Annotated in this window: 11 protein-coding genes; 6 read left to right on the plus strand and 5 right to left on the minus strand. The window is 64.6% G+C overall.

Going from position 1 to position 18,735, the window contains the following annotated elements:
- The first annotated feature begins 56 nt into the window (after nucleotides 1-56).
- The 4 genes from ABH920_RS43295 (at nucleotide 57) to ABH920_RS43310 (ending at nucleotide 4,930) form a co-directional block, all read left to right on the plus strand.
- Nucleotides 57-869, plus strand: a complete 813-nt coding sequence (locus tag ABH920_RS43295; protein ID WP_370355154.1) for a GNAT family N-acetyltransferase — start codon at nucleotides 57-59, stop codon at nucleotides 867-869.
- A gap of 92 nt (nucleotides 870-961) precedes the next feature.
- Nucleotides 962-2,107 carry an RNA ligase (ATP) gene (locus tag ABH920_RS43300; RefSeq protein WP_370355155.1) on the plus strand — a complete coding sequence of 382 codons (1,146 nt, stop codon included), beginning with the start codon at nucleotides 962-964 and terminating at the stop codon, nucleotides 2,105-2,107.
- Between the two features lie 543 nt (nucleotides 2,108-2,650).
- A complete protein-coding gene (locus tag ABH920_RS43305) occupies nucleotides 2,651-3,739 on the plus strand; it encodes an ImmA/IrrE family metallo-endopeptidase (RefSeq protein ID WP_370355156.1) in 1,089 nt (362 codons plus the stop codon).
- A 9-nt stretch (nucleotides 3,740-3,748) separates the two neighbouring features.
- The gene (locus ABH920_RS43310; RefSeq protein ID WP_370355157.1) at nucleotides 3,749-4,930 is read left to right on the plus strand and encodes a hypothetical protein; all 1,182 of its coding nucleotides are present in this window, start codon (nucleotides 3,749-3,751) and stop codon (nucleotides 4,928-4,930) included.
- On the opposite strand, the gene ABH920_RS43315 is transcribed toward ABH920_RS43310, so the two are convergent.
- A complete protein-coding gene (locus tag ABH920_RS43315) occupies nucleotides 4,927-5,565 on the minus strand; it encodes a hypothetical protein (RefSeq protein WP_370355158.1) in 639 nt (212 codons plus the stop codon). The two genes, ABH920_RS43310 and ABH920_RS43315, sit on opposite strands and share 4 nt — an antisense overlap.
- A gap of 524 nt (nucleotides 5,566-6,089) precedes the next feature.
- The gene (locus ABH920_RS43320; protein WP_370355159.1) at nucleotides 6,090-7,364 is read right to left on the minus strand and encodes a tyrosine-type recombinase/integrase; all 1,275 of its coding nucleotides are present in this window, start codon (nucleotides 7,362-7,364) and stop codon (nucleotides 6,090-6,092) included.
- Nucleotides 7,365-7,670: 306 nt separating this feature from the next.
- Between ABH920_RS43320 and ABH920_RS43325 the strand changes: the two genes are divergently transcribed.
- Nucleotides 7,671-7,937, plus strand: coding sequence for a helix-turn-helix domain-containing protein (locus ABH920_RS43325; protein WP_370355160.1), 267 nt, complete (start codon nucleotides 7,671-7,673; stop codon nucleotides 7,935-7,937).
- A gap of 519 nt (nucleotides 7,938-8,456) precedes the next feature.
- Nucleotides 8,457-10,514, plus strand: coding sequence for a DUF4209 domain-containing protein (locus ABH920_RS43330; RefSeq protein WP_370355161.1), 2,058 nt, complete (start codon nucleotides 8,457-8,459; stop codon nucleotides 10,512-10,514).
- A 689-nt stretch (nucleotides 10,515-11,203) separates the two neighbouring features.
- Here the strand turns inward: ABH920_RS43330 and ABH920_RS43335 are convergent.
- From ABH920_RS43335 to ABH920_RS43345, 3 genes are all read right to left on the minus strand, one after another.
- A complete protein-coding gene (locus ABH920_RS43335; protein ID WP_370355162.1) occupies nucleotides 11,204-14,686 on the minus strand; it encodes an AAA family ATPase in 3,483 nt (1,160 codons plus the stop codon).
- Entirely contained in the window at nucleotides 14,683-15,933 is a 1,251-nt protein-coding gene (locus tag ABH920_RS43340; protein WP_370355163.1) for an exonuclease SbcCD subunit D, read from the minus strand. The genes ABH920_RS43335 and ABH920_RS43340 overlap by 4 nt, the downstream gene beginning before the upstream one ends.
- Before the next feature lie 490 nt (nucleotides 15,934-16,423).
- Nucleotides 16,424-17,881 (minus strand): hypothetical protein, encoded by a 1,458-nt coding sequence (locus tag ABH920_RS43345; protein ID WP_370355164.1) that lies wholly within the window; start codon nucleotides 17,879-17,881, stop codon nucleotides 16,424-16,426.
- Nucleotides 17,882-18,735: the final 854 nt, after the last annotated feature.

Here is an 18,735-nt window from a genome sequence, read left to right on the forward strand (position 1 = left end):
GAAACGTGGGTGCGAGCGCGCGCCGGCGTGTGCAACGGTAAGACATGACCTGGCATGTGACAGCTGACATCGACGAGTTCGAGAGCGCGGCCGGCGACTTCCTGCGCGCCGATCCTGTACGGAACACCGTGCTGCTGACGGTGGTCGCATCGCTGAAGACCTCCGGAGCTACTACTTACAGCGACACCCCGCCCTACTTCGGTTGGTACGCCGACTCCGAGGTCCGTGCCGCGTTCTTGCGGACGCCGCCGATGCCGGCCATCGTGACCGACGCCCCGGCCGACGCCGCGCGGGAGTTGGTCGAGGTGCTGGACGGTGTGCCCGGGCTCCACGGCCCCGCCGAGACTACGGCGGCTTTCGCGCAGGCCTGGCACGCCGCGAACGGCCACGAGCCGAAGGTGGCGTCGAACCGAAGGCTCTTCCGCCTGGCAGAGCTGATCCTGCCGCAGCCCGCGCCGAAGGGCTGCGCCCGGCTGGTGACGGACGCCGACCGGGACCTGCTGGTCGAATGGTTCGCGGCCTTCGGCATCGATGTCGGCGATCCGAAGGCGGACCCGGTTCGTGCCGTGGATCGGCGCCTGGAGAACGGCGAACTCCTGCTGTGGGAGCTGGACGGCGTCCCCGTCTCGCTGGCCGGCGCCACGACGCCGATCGCGGGCGTGATGCGCGTGGCTCCCGTCTACACGCCGGCCGCGCTACGCGGACACGGCTACGCGGCCGCCGTCACCGCTGCCCTGAGCCGGCGCGGTCTGGACGCCGGCTACGAGGTGGTCTTGTTCACCGACCTGGCCAATCCCACCAGCAACGCGCTCTACCAGCGCCTCGGCTATCGTCCCGTCGGGCAGTGGTCGGCTTTGGATCTCGCTTAGCCGAGAATAATCACTTTAACCACGGGTTTCTCGCCCCTACCGTCGTCGTCGAGTCCATATCCGGACCCTGACCACCACGAGACGAGAAGCCCATGTCCACCCTGCGCGTCACCGCCGAACCCCTGACGATCCACGTCCATCCCAACGCCGACGCGTTGGAGCTGGCGCAAGTCGGCCTCTACCGGGCCGTCGTCGCCAAGGGCGCGTTCCGGTCCGGTGATCACGCCATATACGTCCCCGAGCAGTCGGTCCTCCCGGGCGGACTGATCGAGGAGCTGGGGTTGACCGGGCGGCTGGCCGGGTCCGGCAAGGACCGGGTCAAGGCCGTGCGGCTGCGCGGCGAGCTGTCGCAGGGCATCGTGTGCCGTCCCAAGGTGCTGGACGGCGTCGACCTCGCCGCGGCCCACGCCGCCGGGGAGGACTTCGCCGAGCTGCTGGGCGTCGTGAAGTGGGTGCCGCCGGTGCCGGTCAGCATGTCCGGGGACGTCGTCTCGGCCGCCGACCTGCTGCCGTGGACCGAGATCGAGAACATCGCGCGCTACCCCGGGATCTTCGAGCCCGGCGAGCCGGTGTCCGCCACCGAGAAGGTGCACGGGACCTGCTGCATGCTCACGTACCTGGCCGAGACCGGTGAGACCCGCGAGATCGGCGATCCCGGCGGGGTTGGCGGGACCGGCGCGGCCGGCGAGCACGGCAAGTACCTGGTGTCGTCCAAGGGCTTCGGATCCAAGTACTTGGCCCTGGTCGAGAGCGACAAGAACCTGTACTGGCGCACCGTGCGCGCCCACCGCGTCCCCGAGGCCGCCGCGAAGATCGCCGAGGCCTACGACGCGCGCCGCGTCGGCATCTACGGCGAGGTCTACGGCAAGGGCGTCCAGGACCTGGCCTACGGAGCCAACGCGCAGGACACGCCGGGCTTCGCCGCGTTCGACGTCTGCGTCGACGTCGACGGCGTCGTCCGCTGGCTCGGCGCTCCGGAGTGGTCGCGGGCGCTGAAGGACACCGGCCTGGAGATCCCCCAGGTGCCGACGCTTTATGAGGGCCCCTACGATGAGGCCCTGTTGCTGGCCCTGGCCTCCGGGGAGGAGACCGTCAGCGGCACGGGCGCGCACATCCGGGAGGGCATCGTCGTGCGTTCGCAGCGGGAGCACGCGAACGCTGTGGTGGGGAGTCGCACGATCGGCAAGATCGTGTCGGCGGAGTACGTGACGAGGAGCGGGGGAACCGAATATGAGTGAGCAGGTAACCGTGGGGAGCGCCCGGAGCGTCCCCTGCTGTCCGAGGTCCTGGACCCGGAGGAGCTGGCGCGCGAGATCGCCGCCGACAAGGTCACCCGCCGCACGCACCCGACGCTGCCGCTGTCGATCTACTCCTACAGCCGCGCCTGCCAGTACGAGCAGGACTAGCTATCGAACTTTGTCCGTTCGAAGGCACGCCCGAGTCTTCCTGCCACCGCGCTCACATATCTGCCTGCTGTGATGCGGAGATTGGAGTGCCCGGTGAGTTCGGAGACGTCGGTGAGATCGAGGTACCACTGGATAAATGCGGTGGCGCAGAGCACGTGTCGCAGCGTGTGACAGGTCCAACCACTTCCGGATCGCGGCGTTGCGCCGCCCGGTTGCCACGAACATCGGCTGTGCGATGGTGTGCGCGGTATCTGAACGCTGCGAACCAAGGGATGCCATCTAGATTTGCCGAATAATTTGAGGTGGCTATCTGAGGTGAGTCTCTGGGGTATGATTGGCGTCAGCAGGATCCTGACGATCGAGAGCGGGTGAGCTATGAGCACGTCGTTGCCGGTGGCGAACCCGGCGATGCTTGTACTTGCCCGCGAGTCGCGTGGCAAGCGACAGGGGCAGGTAGCCCAGGAGATGTCCGAAGTCTTGGGCGTCGCGGTGTCGCAAGGGTACGTCAGCCGCGCTGAGGCCGGGCGGTTGAACGTGGCCGAAGACCGCCTCGATGCGATGGCCAAGGTGCTTGGCTACCCGGTCGCGCTGCTGTGTTCCGACCCGGCTGCGGACGGCGTGGGCGTCGGGCTGGTCCACCATCGAAAGAAGGTGTCGCTGGGCGCCCCCGCTCTTCGGCAGATTCACTCCGAACTTGCCCTGGCACGCCGTCAGACCGCAGCCCTCGTCGCGGCGGTCGGGGGTCGGCACCACAGTTTCTTCCGCGCGGAACTCACCGAGATTGACTCGCCGGAGGAGAAAGCGATCGAACTCCGTGACAGGTGGGGGGTGCCGCCCGGGCCGATTGCCAGCCTGGTCCGTGTCATTGAGGATGCTGGCGGGATTGTTCTCGTTCGCGATCTCGGCACCTCTGAGATCGATGCGGTCAGCCAATGGCCAGATGACGGGTTGCCGTTGTTCCTGCTGAGCTCGCGGGCGCCCGGCGACCGATTTCGGTTCAGCCTGGCGCATGAACTAGGCCACTTGCTGCTTCACCGCGAGCCCGGGGGTACGCAGGACCAGGAAGGTCAGGCCGATCGTTTCGCCAGCGAGTTGCTGATGCCTGCCGGGGTCATCCGCGGGCAGCTATCGGGTGCGGACATCGCGCGTGTGACCGAACTGAAGCCTCGCTGGGGCGTGTCAATGGCAGCGCTCATCCGGCGGGGTCTTGACCTTGGCGCGCTCAGCGACTGGCAGTACCGCAACCTCATGATCGAGATGTCGGTCATGGGATACCGGGCTCAAGAGCCGGCCGCGATCGCCCCTGAATCCCCGGCAGCGATCGCAGACATCGTGACCGGGCTCCTTGGGCGTGGACACACCAGGGCGCAGCTCGCCGCAATGGCTGGGCTGCTGCCTGCCGAGTTCGAGCAGCAATACCTCAAGCAATTGACGTCGATCCAAGAGCTTTCAATGCAATCCTGAGGTGATGCAGTGACGCAGCCATCCGAACAGCCGCTCCGCAGGCGGCAGGTGACTGCCGCAGTGGGTGCGACGGGTAGGCCCACCGCTCTTGAGGTGCTTCGCGACCGCGGAATGCACCTTGCTAGACCGACCGGCACCCACAGCAAGGTCGATCCGGAATTCGATCCTCCGGCGAGCGGCGGGATTGCCCTGTGCGGGGAGAAGGCGAGGGCTGGCCTGCTAACTCTCAAGGCCTCGGCCGCCGTCCTCGTCCTGGCGGACACCGCGGTGTATGAGAGCTACATCGCTACGGCTCAGTCGCCATTGCGCGTCCCCGACATCAGCGACACGTTGTTCGCTGATGACGATCCCCTCGACAGCCTGCTCAACGATCTAGTCGCCAGTCAGGCGCCGTTCGCCTTCACCCCGTCGGGGTATATAGCCCCTGGCGACTTCGCCGCCTTCAAAGCTCTGGTGAACGCCCTAGCGGGCATCGTTCGAGCCGATGTCGTCGCCGTGATCCCCATGGCGGTGACCTGGCTGCGTAAGGAGACTCTCGGCCAAGTCATTGCCTGCCTGAAGCAGATCCCGCACCCGATCGCGCTGGTGTTGGGCGGCCAGTACAACCCGACTGATCACTACGCCGACGTCGCGGGGAACCTTCGACGCCTCTACCGGGAGATCCCCAACCTCGGCCTGTGGCGCACCGACGTGGTCTCGGGCCTGGACTGCATGGCGCACGGCGGTCTGTTTGCCGGGATCGGCAGCAGCAGCGCGCTGCGCCACTGCGTACCGCCAGGTGAGATCACCCAGCCGAGCGGCGTCCGCCTCAAGCCGTCGGTGTTCATGGCGGATCTTCTGAGCTACGCCCGTGCCGACAAGCTCGCCCGGCTATACGCCAACGACGACCCCCCGCAGTGCTGGTGTACTGAGTGCCGCGGCCGCGGGCTTGACCGCTTCGACAGCTTCGACACCGAGGTGGCGCAAAGCGCTGCGGCTCACAACACCGCCGCTTGGATCGAGCTGTGGTCGGACATGTACGCGACGCCGTTACCGGAACGATCGAGAACGTGGACTTCAAGGGTCCAGAAGGCGGTTTCCGAGCACAGGCTCGAGAGCGAGAGGATCGAACAGCCGCAAGCGTTCGTGCCGTCGAAAACGCTCACGCGGTTGGCCAAGCTCGCGGCGGCCGACTCGGCGGCCCAAGGCTAGAGGTGCTGGGGCTGCACCTGCTGGTACACCTGCTCCACGAACTGCCAGCCTGCCGCGGTGTGGCGGCGGCGGATAAAAGGCCGCGGAGGGACGAGCACTTCTTGGTCATCGCCATCTGCTACCAGCACACCGATACCGTAGTAGCTGGCTTCCAGCACTAGGCTCTGCACGTCAGAAGGTGCCGATGTCAAGGACATCATGCGCATTGCGAAGGGCGCGAAGCGCCCCGCGTCCTGCAGACCCGATCGCCAGCCGCGTACGGGGACCAGCACCATATCGACCATCAGCGGCTGCACGGCGTGGCGTTGAACCAGGTGGCCGCTTCGCTCAAGCGCACCGGATGGGATCCTGCGCAGGGTTCTGCGCTCACGCGCAGTCAGCGACTCCACCGGTACCGGGAGACCTGACGGCAGTCCCAGCAGCATATCGAGTTGGTCTGAGGCGCACAGGCTGCCAAGGCCGGCATCAAGACGACGTGAATGCTCCTGCTGGTTCAGCCGATAAGCCACCTCCACACTTCGGCCCACCAGTTCTGCGGTTCGCCAACACGTCTCGGCGGGGACGAAATCGCGGATCGCAGAACGCGAGAGCGCCCCAAAGGTATGAAGGGACGAACCCGCCGCCGATCCAGTCATCGCGCACCTTGCCTCGTCTGCCCGCCATCTCCAACACCGATTAACCGCATCAGTGTCAATAGCTTCGAACTGCATGTTACAGGTAAACCAATTGATGGTTCTGAGTTGAGTGGCCCGCTCCAGGCTGCGAGGCGGGCAGGCTGAAGGCTATCGGCTGGCCCAGCCCTGAGACCAGAGGGGATGATCAGGTTGTAACCGAAAGAGTCGCTGGCGCGACCCGAGCGGCACAGCAGCAACCGGGCTACGCGGTGGCTTCGTTGACACAGATGAGGAGCGATCGGGAGGCAGGTACCACGCGTCCCGTTCGGCACCTGTGCACCCGGTGTTGTCTTCAATCCTTCTGACGGATCTCAGTGCTGACGCCGAACGGGCCTCAGCAACAGCCATTGGTTCCACCGCGCGGCTCCGGTTGAGGGCTTCTGCCCCCGTCTGGCAGTCGGCAAGCCTGCGAGTAACAACTCCCTGCAAACCGTATACCCCAGCCCAAGTACTAACTATTGGACTGAGCTGATGTCGGTACTTTGTCATTCCATCGCCTGCTTGACTCGAGTTCGTTCGAAGGCTCTTTCAAGTGTCCCAGCCACAGCACCGACGTACCTGTCCGCTGTGATGCGGATGGTGGAGTGACCGGCGAGCTTGGAGACGTCGGTGAGGTCGAGCTTCCATTCGACGAGCGCAGTGGTGCAGAAGACGTGCCGGAGCGTGTGCCAAGTCCAACGACTGCCTGACTCGGGAGTGCGCCATCCAGCCGCCGCAAAGGCTGGCTCTGCGATGGACGAGTAGAAGCTGCAGGCGTACATGTACTTGCCGCCTCTGGCGGGGAAGAGTCGCGCGTTGGGGTTGGAACCGGCGTCCCGTTCAGTCCTCGCTTCGTTGATACGACGGGCGAGCATGTCGGCGAGACGGTAGCCGTCCGGCGCAATCTCAGGGAACAGGGTCGTGCGGATGATGCCGTTCTTGGGTAGTTCGATGGTCTGCTTGCCATTGACTTCGATGACCTTCCGCAGGACCGTGATCGTGCGTCTTGTCGAATCCACATCGTCGGCCGAAAGCGCGAGCATTTCTCCGCGCCGGATACCTGAGTAGGCCGCGACGTACGGCATCAACTCACGCCACCAGCGGCATAGCCTCTTCTGCTGTGTGGCCAAGGCGAGCGCTGACACATCCCGATGGCGCGGTAGCGAGGCCATGTCGATGAAGTCGGTGCTCTCTCCGCAAATCCGCGCTTTCAGGGTCGGGCGAGGGCGATCGCCGGCCTGCCAGTGGACGACGGCCGGCAATGGCTCAGTGAGAAACCCCATGCTGCCGCCGATCTTGATCAATCCTGAGATGAACGTCCGCAGCCGGGCGCCTGATGTGGCAGTATTTGCGCGGTTGACGATCTGCTGCATATGCCACGTTTCGATGGCTCCGCACGGTACATCTCCGATGACCTCGAGTGTCTTCCTGCCGAATCGTTCCTGATCTGCTCGATAGGAGCTTGACCACTGCCTGTCAGCCGGTAGCCGGTCTGGAGAAAGGTAGTAAGCGATGAGGTCGGCGCCTGATGCTGTCTCGAAGCGGTTGAGGTCGGGGAGGCCTGCGAGCCGGCGCTTGACTGGATCGAGCTTGCGTGCCAGGCCGTCCTCGTCCGCGGCCTGACGGTACTTACGCTTACCGTCGCGATCGTAGAAAGCGGCGCGCCACGGGTCGCCAGGCTGTGCTGGGGGATAGACAGTGATGCCATCGAGGGTCTTAATGATCCCACTGACGCTTCGGATGCCGCTCACTGTGCGCCTCCCGCCGACGATGTCGAGCACTTCTGGACGTGTGGGAGCGCGCCGACGAACCGGGGCAACCGCTTGAGCTTCGTCAGGACCTGCTGCGGAGTATTCACGTAGGGGACGGTCCACAGACACCTGCAGTCCCGCAAGGGGCACATGGTCTGACGAACGGCGGTCGCGCTGAGACTGTCGCGGCAGCCAAAGCGGTTGCAGCGTGGTGTCCATGTCCCGGATGCCCTTCGGTCGTGCATTCGCATCTAAACGGCGACGTGGGAGCCGCGTCGGATCGATTATGCACAACTGCTCATGGTTCGCTGATCTTCGCGCCGATTCAGTCGAGTCGTGTCATCTGCCGGCGAACCACCCGACCCGCGACTGCTGGCGCTCGGCCTGCGCATCCGGAAGCTTCGCGAGGCACGGCAGTTGAGTTTGGAGGAGCTCGCCCACCTCAGCGACCTGAGTTTTCGTGGACTGATCTATATCGAGCACGGACGTCGTAATCCGGGCGTGCTGACGCTCCTAAAGATCGCCGACGGGTTAGGTGTGTTACCCCAGGACCTGTTCGACGATGAAGCTCGCGAATGCCAGAACGAGGGCGGGTCCTCCTAGCGGATCGTCGGTCTCCCCAATGAGGGCGTTTCGCAGTCCCGTGCTTCCTGGCAGTCCGTATCCGCGCACGGGAGGGGTATCTGACATGACCGCCATCACCACCGCTATGAATACCGCCGTGCTGGACGGCGCGCCCGTGGCTGTTCAGGTGCCCGCTGGGTCGTGATTGACGCGGTCCGGGCCCGCCAGGCACGCCCGGCCGAGGTGATCGTCGAGGATGTCTCCCCCTGGCCGACGCGGTCGGCGACGTCAAGGAGGTCGCGAAGGCGCACGACGTGCGGGTGGCGCTGCGGCGGCTCAGCCCGGACCACCGGGCCACGCTGTTCGAGATGCACTACCGCGACTTTACGGCGCGGCAGGGCCGCCGGCGTGCTCGGGGTGCCCGAGGGGACGGTCAAGTCCCGCGTGCATTACGCGTTGCACGCCTTTCGGGAGGCGGAGCCGTTGCTGAGGGCGGAGGCCTTGGCGGCGGCCTGATAAAAGGCATCGCCAGCGCCGGGCGGCAAGCTAAGATTGGCTATGGACGAAAGCTCCGATGAATTCAATCCCGCTGAACCTACCGGCGTGACAGGCCGGCCCTTTGAGTCGTATGTCCACGATCAACAGAATGCCGAAATACTGGCTTTGGTGCTCGACGGTGCGCATGCGACGAGCACCCTGCGATGGAATGTCGTCGACGACATTCGGCGAGAGGGGTCAGACGCCGGTCTGGATCCGGAAGGTCCGGAGATCAGAGAGCTGGTACTCGCGACGGCTTACGGTCTTCGGTTGTCGGCCAGGGGCGAGCCGTCGGGCTGCGCTTTGGGCCCGCTGTCGGGATCGGGGGCGAACGCCTACCCACCGGCCGTGCCGGACGTGGACGATGAGGTCGTCTCGCTCTGGCGTGACCTTGCCGAGAAGGTGCAGCATCCGGGCGCCAAGGCCCGTCTCAACGACCTGCTGTTCCTGCGGCGCGACGGCAACCCGTATGTCCGGGCCACGGCAGCGATCGACGCGTACTTGGCCGATGTCGATGTCACCGCCGAAACAGATCTGACCCAAGCCCAGGGGCTTGTGCGTGCATGGGACCTTACTCGTAGCGTCGGTGACCTGGCTCGCGAGGTCACGGTGCGGGGCGCGATGCTGAGCGCGGCTGAGAACACCATGAAGGGTGAGTCGAAGTGGCCTGGTGTCGTGCTGCCGCTTATCGGAGCGCTGTCCACCAAGCCGAAGGAATCCAAGAAGGCCTCGCGCGGTGGCCCGGCCGGTGCAGGAGATGACGCACGTGTCGACGCCTTGTTGGAGGCGGCGTGGCGGGCTTATGACGAGGGCTGGCTTCGGTCTGAACTTGCCGACTATTTGCGTAGGCGTGTCCAGACGCCGGATGAGACGCAAGCCGTCAATCGGCGTGAGGCTCAGGCGTATATTGATGAAGCATTGTCCCGTCCAGGCCTTGTCCGGCTTTCTATCCTTGAGTCTGCGGTGCGGGTCGCGCGTGACTACGGGCTGACAGATTTGGTCGAACGGGCGACCGCTCTCATGCAGGCGATCCCTAAGGCTGACCTGGGTCTCGTGGCCATGTCCACGTCCGTATCGATCCCTCCTGACTACATCGAGCGGTGGCTTGCGCCCTTCACCACCTGCTCGGATTGGCGTTTCGGGCTCGAATACTTTCTGAAGACGGACTGTCCTTCCGGTGATCTCGTGACATTGAAGAGCCAAACCGAGCAAACCGCCAAGACCACTGGCTTTCTCTTGGCGATTTCCAGCATGAAGTTGAACGCCGATGGCCTTCCCCGATGGACCTCGACGCCGGATGACGGGGGATATTCGGATCGGCTTGCCGAGACGGCGAACCACTATGCGATGAATCGCGGCCGGCTTCTCGCGACGGGCCTTGTTCGCATGGCGGATCGATACGGGGTGCCGGGTGAGTCTGAACTCATGGTGACGCTTTCGCGTCGCGGCGCGGCTGATCCGACGATCGCGGCAAGCGTGGCGAGGGCATTTATCCATTTCTGGAACGAAGATTACGAAGCCTGCGTTCATATCGCGGCGGCAAGATTCGAATCCGCGGCACGGCTTCTACTCCGAGAGCTCGACGAAGGCATCTATCGAACGCAGGCTGCGGACACGCCGGGCGGATACCCGGGACTGTACGTTCTCCTGAAGAAGCTGGACGAGCTGGCCCTCGACGAGTCGTGGGCCTACTTCCTCCGCTGGTTGTTGGCCGCGCCCGAAGGCCCGAACCTTCGGAACGAGATCGCTCACGGGTTCGTGACCAGGATCGGTCCCGGGTACGCGGCGCTGATCCTTCGTGCATTGACTCTATTGTCCACGGTTGTCGCGCCACAGCCGCAGGAATGGGCGGAGGAAAAGGACGGTATTCATCCGCTGGTGACGAGCATCGCCGACCCGGTGGCACCGCGAAGCCGCGAGGACTTGCTCAAACTGCTCGGTAGGCCGGTGCCGGACCCGGCGGCCTGGTCGGCGCGACCAGGCGTTGTAGGGCGCCTCGCCCGAGGAGGCGCGACGGCGACTCGCGTGGCAGCCGTGGCTCTGGCGGCGCTCTCCCGTCGGCTGGAGGGTGGAGGCTGAGCGCTTCTGGGACATTGATCCCTGATCCGTGCAGGTGCGGTACCGGGCGACCGAAGCGGTCCGGTACCGCGCGTAGGTCAGGCCTCGCCCACCGAGACCCTGTAGACGTAGTCTCACGTAAGCTCCAGCGCCTGGCTCGCGGCCGACAGAGAGTTCTCGGCATGGAATGTCTGCCGGCGCCGCCTGGGTCTCTGCCTGGCCCACCAGCGCGGGCGTTCTCGATCGGTCCCTGGACGTAGGGGAGAAGGGGTGCAGGAGGGATCCTGAATCTCGGTCTGGGCGGTGGCCAACTCGTCAGTCCAGGGTCGGCCCTTGTCAGGAGGTAGCTTGCCGGGCTGAGGTCGCCCTAGGCTCGTTCAACACGCCAAGGAACATGGGCTCGCCGTTCGGTCCGCTGTACGTAAGGCATTGCGGAACAGCGGGAATGCTCGACGGGGTTCGACTGCCTCAAGGGGCACGCTCCAGAGAAGTGGTGGCAGGATTGGTCTCCGCGGGAGAAGCCAGATAAGCGCGAGCGCGAACACGCCGCCGAAGTCAAAATGCTCTCCCAAAGAGGTGCGACGCTTAGAACGGCTGCTCGCCGAGTGTGATGAAGCTCCCCTCGCGAAGTGAAAACTGCTTATCCAGCTACGGATTAGGGCACGCTCTGCCCCCTGTTCAGGGTGTGTGAGAAATTCTGAGCTTCGCTCTCAGCGTTCGGAAGCCGGGACGAGGTCGTGGACATGAATCCGCCCTGCTGCCAGCGCGTCCTGTGCGATCCGGCCGATGTGTTCATGATGGGTGAACACGATCACCTGGAACCGGTCCGCCATCTCATCGAGCAGGCTCAGACCGGCGCCAGTGCGTCCATCGTCGAATGTCATCAACACGTCGTCCAGCAGTAGCGGCATGGCGCGGCCTTCGTCGGCGTAGCGGTCGAGTGACGCTAGGCGCAGCGCCAAGTAGAGCTGGTCGCGCGTGCCCTCGCTCATGTCCTCCACGTCTACGAGCGGTCCGGACCCGCGACGGGCTCGTAGCACGGCTTTGCCGTCGGCGTCAGTGTCGTCGACGAGTTCGGGATACTCGCCGTGGGTGATCCGGGTGAAGATGTGCTGGGCTTTGCGCAGGACGGGGGCCTGATTCTCTTGGCGGTAGGTCTCGATGCTTTTTAGGAGGATCTGCTCGGCGAGGCGCAGTCGCAGGTAGTCGTGGGCGTGGTGCACGATGCCAGCGCGCTGCTCTTCCACGGCGTCTGCTGCGATCGCCGCGGCGTCGGAGCCGTTCATCTGCTCCAACGTGTTCTTACAACGCGCGAGTTCGGCGGCCCTGGTGCCGAGATCGCCCTCCAGCTGAAGGATCCGCGCATCGAGATCGGCGATGAGAGCCGTGAGCTCGTCGGGATCGTGGTCTGCTACTTCCTGCTCGAGTTGAGCGATGCCGACGCCAGCCCCAGCGAGGGAGTTCTCAACGGCTTTAAGCTGCTTATCAAGCCCCCGTATCGCGTCAGTGCGTTCGATCGCTTCCACCAGCTCATGCTCATCGTGCATCAAGCCCTCAGCGAGCATCACGGCGACGCTCTTGTCCGCCTCGGCGCGGTTGTTCCGGGCGCTTTCCAGTTTGCCGCGCAGCGTGGCGAGCCGATCCGTCAGCCGGGTGATCTCATCCTGCGACGCGCTCTGGCGGTCGAGGTATTCCTTGAGGCTGCGCACCACGGCGTATCGGCGGTCTGGTGTGGTGAGGGGCGGCCGCCCGGCGTCTGCGAGGGCTTGGTCAAGTCTTGAGGTGAATGTAGAGACCTGGTTGTCGGCTTCGTCGGCCTGCTCCTGGAAGCGGAGTGCGTCTGCGTGGAGGCGAGCTATCTCGTCGAGCTCGCTCAGAGACTCGGCCACCTGGGCGGGGGTGCCGGTGAGCTGGTTGTCGGCGAGCTGCCGCTTCCACTTCTCGTCCCAGTCCGCGAGTTCGGTTTCCAGCCTCGTGACCTCTGATTGCGCGTCGGTGAGTTCGTTGCGGAGGTTCTCTGCAGCTGCGGTGATCCTGGCCCGCTTCTTTGCCGTCTCGGCGAGTGTTGTGTGAAAGGCGCTGGTTGCTTCGATCAGTTCGTTGAGGGACGCTGGCTCCGGAGGGGCAGAGTAGCCAGCATCTGCAAGCGCCTCACGCAAGCGCGTCGCATGGGCGTTGGCGGCGGCACGATCAGAGTCGAGGGTTAGAAGCAGGGCGTCGCGTTCATCGGTCTGCTCGCGTAGTGTCTGTAAGGCTGTGAGCAGGTCGGTAGCTGCTTCGACTGCGGGAACGGGTAGACCGCTGGGGGTCCAGAGTTCGGTCCATCGCGTTTCAAGGGCTTGTCTGTCCTCGACCGCGACCTTGTGTTCTTCCTGCGCCTCGGAGAGCAGGCGTTCGGTCTTTTCGACCGCCTCTTCGAGCTGCGAGCGCTCGGCCATCCGCTGAGCGTCGCGGCGCATCCGGTCGACGGTCTCATCACTGGCGGCCACAGCCGTCTCGTATTCGCTGACTGGCAGCGGAGCAGTACTCGCCGAGTGAGGATCGACGAGCCCGGAGTGTAGTTGTCCCCAAAGCTCCTGCCTGTGTGCACGACTGACTGCGAGATCTGTCTCGCTTGGAGGCGGATCCTGGCGTAGGAAGTTTTCTAGATCGCGGCGGTGCCCGGCGAGCTCGGTCGTGCGAAGCGCTACTCGCTCTCCACAGCGGGCCACAGCCTTGTCGGTGTCGTCGATGCGCTTCCTGTACGCTGCGATCTCCTCGGCGCCGGGTACCGTCAGATCGCCGACATCCTCGGGCAGTGCGAAGCGCGCATAGCGCTTGCGTGCCTTCGCAAGTTTCGCCTGTGCGGCCGTGTACTGCTTCTCCAGGGCCAGGATCTGACTCGACAAAGATGAGGGTACGGCCTTGACGACGGCCGCCAGCGGCGCATGATCGACCGGTTCGGTGTGCGCCGGAAGCTTTGCCAACTCCGCGTCCAGGGCACGGTTCCTGCTCTTCACCTGCTTGCGCGCAGCACCCAGTTCGGTAGCCAGAACTGTCTGCTCGTTGATCATCTCGCCCACCCGCGCACGCAAGGTCGGCGCTACTGTCTCGACCTCTGGAGCCCTGCTGGCGTCAGGCCGCAGCCTTGCAAGCCTCGATGATGCCTGGCCGCGCAGTTCGTCGGCTGAACGCGCTGCCTTCAGCCCTGCCTTCTCCGCCTTCTCGACTCCATTGGCATCTGCATGAAGCACCGTAATCGTTTCGGCCACTGCCAGCACTGCGAAGTCCGGATTGTGTTCGCGGAGTTCGTCCTCGACCTCCCGAACATCGTCTACGAAGCCTCGGAGAATGGTCTCGGCCTCTCTCCGCTCCGAGCGCAACGTGTCGTACCGATAGCCGACGTCTCCTGCGACCAGGGGTCCCGCAGCCAGCAGCTGAGCGCGCTCCTCCAGCAACTGCCTACGCTGCTCCATCCCCGCGTAAGCCTGTTTGATGCGGGTCAGCCGCGACTGTTCGGTACGGGCCCGCTTCAGATCCTCGCTGATCCCCTCGTACTGCTTCGTCGCATCATCGACGGCGCGTTCTGACTCCCGGTAGGTTTCAGGCCGCAGGATCTGTTCGTCCAGCTCCCGGCGCGCTTGCGACAGGGACCCCTCCGGGCCGATGGCGGCGTTGAGGACGGGAATCCTGCCACGCGGTACGTATAGCTGGCTGTGCTCCTCCCTCAGACGAGCCAGCAACGTCGTTAGCTGAGCGCTCGACCGGCTCTCGAACAACGCCTTGGCCAGATCGCCCTTGCCCGCCAGCAACGCGGCTCCGCCGGCGCGCAGCTCCTCGTGGTCGATCGCGAACACATCGGTGAAGTCGTCCTTCGTCACACCGGCCAGGATCGACTGAAGTTCCCGGGGATCGAGGACCTTGTCGCCGACAGTACGCAGAGGATCCTTGATCTTCTTCAGGCGCACGATCTCGAGCTCGCTGCCGTCACTTGCGCGGAGCAAGGCGCCGATGCGCAGATCCTGCATTCCGTGCAGATAGCCGTAGGTCGTGCGAGCCGGTATGCCGTACAGGAGATCGGTGACGGCGTTGCGCATCGTCGACTTGCCGGCCTCGTTCGGGCCGACGACCAGGTGTACTCCGGGAGCGGAGAAATCGAGAACGTGGTCGGTGAACCGTCCGTACTTCACCAGATCCAAGCGGTCCAGCCTCATCGGGCGCCCTCCTGCAGCATCGAGACCAGCAGATCCGATGCTTCGCTGAGCAGCTGTGCGCACCACTCGGCGCTACTGCTGTTCAGCCTGTCCTCGCCGCGCACATCACCGCTGAGCTTGCTCCACAGAGGGTCCTTCTCGACGAACCTGCGTACCGCGTCCTCGTCGGTGCCGAGCTCCTTCGCGGTGCGCAGCAGCCCTGCGATCATGTCGGTGATGTCATTTGCACCGTCACCGGTCCCCACATCCAGCGGGCTCGTTCCAGGGCCGACCTTCTCGACCCACACCTCGCCGAGGTCCACCGCGATGGAGCGGACTTCGACCGTCAGACGCTCGCGCTCTCGCCACAGCTCGGCGTGCGCAGCCGAACGACCGGTCACAGTTACCCGTGCCGCCACCAGCCGACCGTCACTCTGATCGCGCTCCGCGGCGAGTTGCGTGCGGACGAGCTCACACACGTCGTCGAGGTCATCGGCGGACGCGGCGTCGACGCGGAGATGAGCCCACCGCACCACGTCGAGGTCACGGTGCTCCACGGCCACCGAGCCCTTGTCGGTCACGGTGACCAGGGTGCAGCCCTTCGGGCCGGTCTCGCGGATGCTGCGTCCCTGGATGTTGCCGGGGAACACGATATGCGGCTCCTCGGAGACCACCTCGCGAGTGTGGACGTGCCCGAGGGCCCAGTATCCATAGCCGCGAGACACGAGCTCTTCGACACTGCACGGCGCGTATTTGGTGTGGCCGGCCCGGCCAGTGAGAGCTGTGTGCAGTAGACCTACGTTGAACATGCCGGGCGCTGCCTGGGGATAGTCGGCGGCGAGGTTCTCCATCACGTCACGGCGCGCGTAGCCCTGCCCGTGCACGATAAGCCCCACATGGGGATCTTCAATGCTCTGACTCTGATGGGTATCGAACTTGCGTACGTTATTCGGGAGGCGAAGGTTCTTGGTGATCTGGCTTTGGGCGTCGTGGTTACCGGAGACCAAATAGACCCGGATCCCTGCATCCCCAAGTATTCCTAGCTGGCGTTGAAAGAACAATCCCGTGTCATAGCCGCGCCAGTCGCCGTCGTACACGTCGCCCGCGAGCAGCACCGCGTCCACTTGCTCGTCCAGGGCGAGTGCGACCAGGTTCTCTGTCGCCCGGCGCGTGGCCGCGCGGATCATGTCAACTGGCGCGTCCGGATACTTCTCCAGGCCATGCAACGGGCTGTCTATATGCAGGTCTGCGGCGTGGAGAAGCTTCAACGGTGGGACCCCCAAGCGGTTCAGTGCGCTGCTTCAGTGGGAAAGAGGTCTCACCATAGCTGAACGCTGAAACGCACCGCAGGGAAACGAGCGATTGAACCTGCGATCGCGAATCGCGTTCTATATCCATCAATTGAACACATATCCCCGATCGAGGTCTACCGCTCGTTGGAAACCGGCTCGAGGTCAGGCCAGGAACTCGATCTTGGGGAAAGCGGGGGACGGCTGTTCGAGCAGGTGGTTGTCACACTCGCGGATGCGGTCGAAGGGCGCTCTACGCAGGTCCGCACGGGGAGCATCGACCGGATTGGGTCAATCGTGCCGATCGGCTGCTCCACCGTACTCGGCGGGAAGCCGATCACGCTGCCGGCCTCGTCGGATCCGGGCCCTGAGACGAAACCTTTTTAGGCGAACACATCGAACTCGCCGTTCTCCACGCCGATGAGGAACGCGGAACGTTCGGCGCGAGCGTGACGGCGTGGCAGTGGGATCACGGACTATACGGTGTCCAGCCCTTCAGATGGGGTTCAAGATCCTTCGGACTGGGCTCGGGGATGTCCGGCATGCGCAATAGCCCGGCCAGCGGGTCCAGCTCGCCGGCGTAGACTGCGACCCACGCCAACCACTCCTCGGCCGTGACGCGATCGGACCCGGACGACATGTTCGTCACGACGTCCTGTGCGTGGCTGAGGAATTCTCGAATCTCCTGCGCCTTCCGCCAGTCGGCGATCTGCTGGTGGAGAGCCTTGACCTTGTAGGACTCCTGGTAAGCAACTCGTGCCTGGGACATCGCGGCTTCCCACTGCCGACGTTTGAGAGCGGCGGCCTCCTCATCGGCTTTCCGCTTCGCCTCAGCTGCCGTCGATCGGAGCCTCATCTCCTGCAGGATCTGCGGCAGAGCGTCTTCGAGCACCGCCGCCTTGTTGTCCGACCACTCCGTTGCCCAGTGCGACTGCCCGCCGATCAGGCGGATCGACAGACGCGTAGACGGCACGTGGTCGTAGCGGGGAATTCTCCTTCCCCAGCCCTTTGCGGCGTCCGCGAGTTCGCGAGCGGTGGGATCATGCTCGACCCGATCATTCTGCTGGGAGATGGCGACGCCGATGGCGACTTCAGGCGTCTGAACCGTGAACTGGTCGATGAGCTGGAGGCGACCCTGTTTGTAACGCGGTTTGTCGTCGGGGGTGAGTCTCGCCTTGTAGCCGTGACGTTCAGACTCCGCAACGAGAGCCTGCAGCAAGCGCAGTGCCCGGGAGAGGACTGGCTTGGTTAGCGGCAACGTCCGCTTCCCGTCGCGGAAGGCCGCCACGACGGGATGGGGATTCGTTAGACGCTCCGGAACCACGATCGGCGCGAGGACTTCGGTGCGCCACGCGGGGATGTCTTTCAGGGTGATCTCGGTGTCGCGTCCGACCATGATCCAGTCGTGGGAAATGTATTTGCCGTCGGGAAGTAGTTTGGACCGGGCTGCAGACGCGATGCGGGCAGACCAGCTGGGGGCACCCGGTCCGTATTCCTGGCGGACCACAATGCGACCGCCGGCCGCGAGGAGTTCGGTGATCAGGAGGTCTCCCTGGTTCGGCGGCGGAGCCGGCCGGACCTTCGGTTTGGCGGGCGACGAGTGGACCAGAGCCGTGGTCTCAACCGGAGCGTCCAGGCGCTGATTCGGTGCCGGCTTCTCCACGGGCTGCGCTGCGGTAGTGGTCTTGCGAACTCCCGTTGCTGCCGGAGCTGGTGGATAGTCTCCGTGTTCCAGGTAGTGTCGGCCGTCGTCGGTCAGTTCTGCGGTCCAGATGCCCTGCCGTCGGGACACCTTCGCCAGGCTGCGACTCTGCAGCGCCTGCGCACTCAGTTTATAGCCGGCGCCGGGCTGCTCCCCGTCGGGGCAGCCCTGGCCGATCCATCGCAGGATCTTCGATTGCTGGTCGTTGAGCCGCTTGCGGGTCACCGGGCATCCCTTTCCTCAGCTGACGTGCCGGAGCACGAACTGCGCAGTCACTTCAGGGCCAGAGTTCCCGGCAGCTGGCATATACCGCTTAACCTGGGCACCAGGGGGTTGTGCTTCTGGATTCGCACGAGTTGTGCGAGGACTTCGGCCATCGGCAGGCCGGACGCGATCACCGCGGGCGACTGGGGCTTGGACCTTGTGGGTGGCGATGGTGCGGAGGGTGTGAAACTGGACCGCTTCCACAGCTACCCGTCCAATTCGAAGACCGACCGGTCGCTGCCGGTCGCGGAGTGTGACAACCCTTGACCTGTGTCCCAGCCTGGTTGAGAGATCAGGGCCGCATCCGGCGTCCAGGCCACCGATCACTCGAAAGAGCGAACCGGCAGGACTCGAACGATCCCATGACGAGTGCCTATTGATTGTGCGATGACGTCTCATGCCTTTCCCTAACGTCAGCTTGATCGTTCTGAGTCGAGGATTTTCGCGTCGTCCCACCGCCGTCGGTAGACCTTCATCTCGCTGCTGTTGGCGGGTACAAAGATGTGTGAAGCGTCGTCTGGGCGAGCCTGTGGCTGGCGGGCAAACTGGGCAGGCCGTCGCGGGGTCCACGTGTCCTGCGGCGGCGCCAATCCGGTGCTGATGCTGGAGTTCGGCCCCGAGCTGCTGCCCTCCTACGGCTGCGTGCTCCTGGCGGATGGAAACTGGATGCCACATACGTCGCGGTCTTGGCCGGCCATGCCTACACCCGGATCACGATGGGGCACTGCGGTCCTTCCCCAGGCGGCACATACTGCTATTGCGGGATGCTCTTCGGCTGCCTCAGAGGAAAACGATGGCCCTGACCGCGTGGCGAG

It is taken from the genome of Catenulispora sp. EB89 (assembly GCF_041261445.1).
GTDB lineage: Bacteria > Actinomycetota > Actinomycetes > Streptomycetales > Catenulisporaceae > Catenulispora.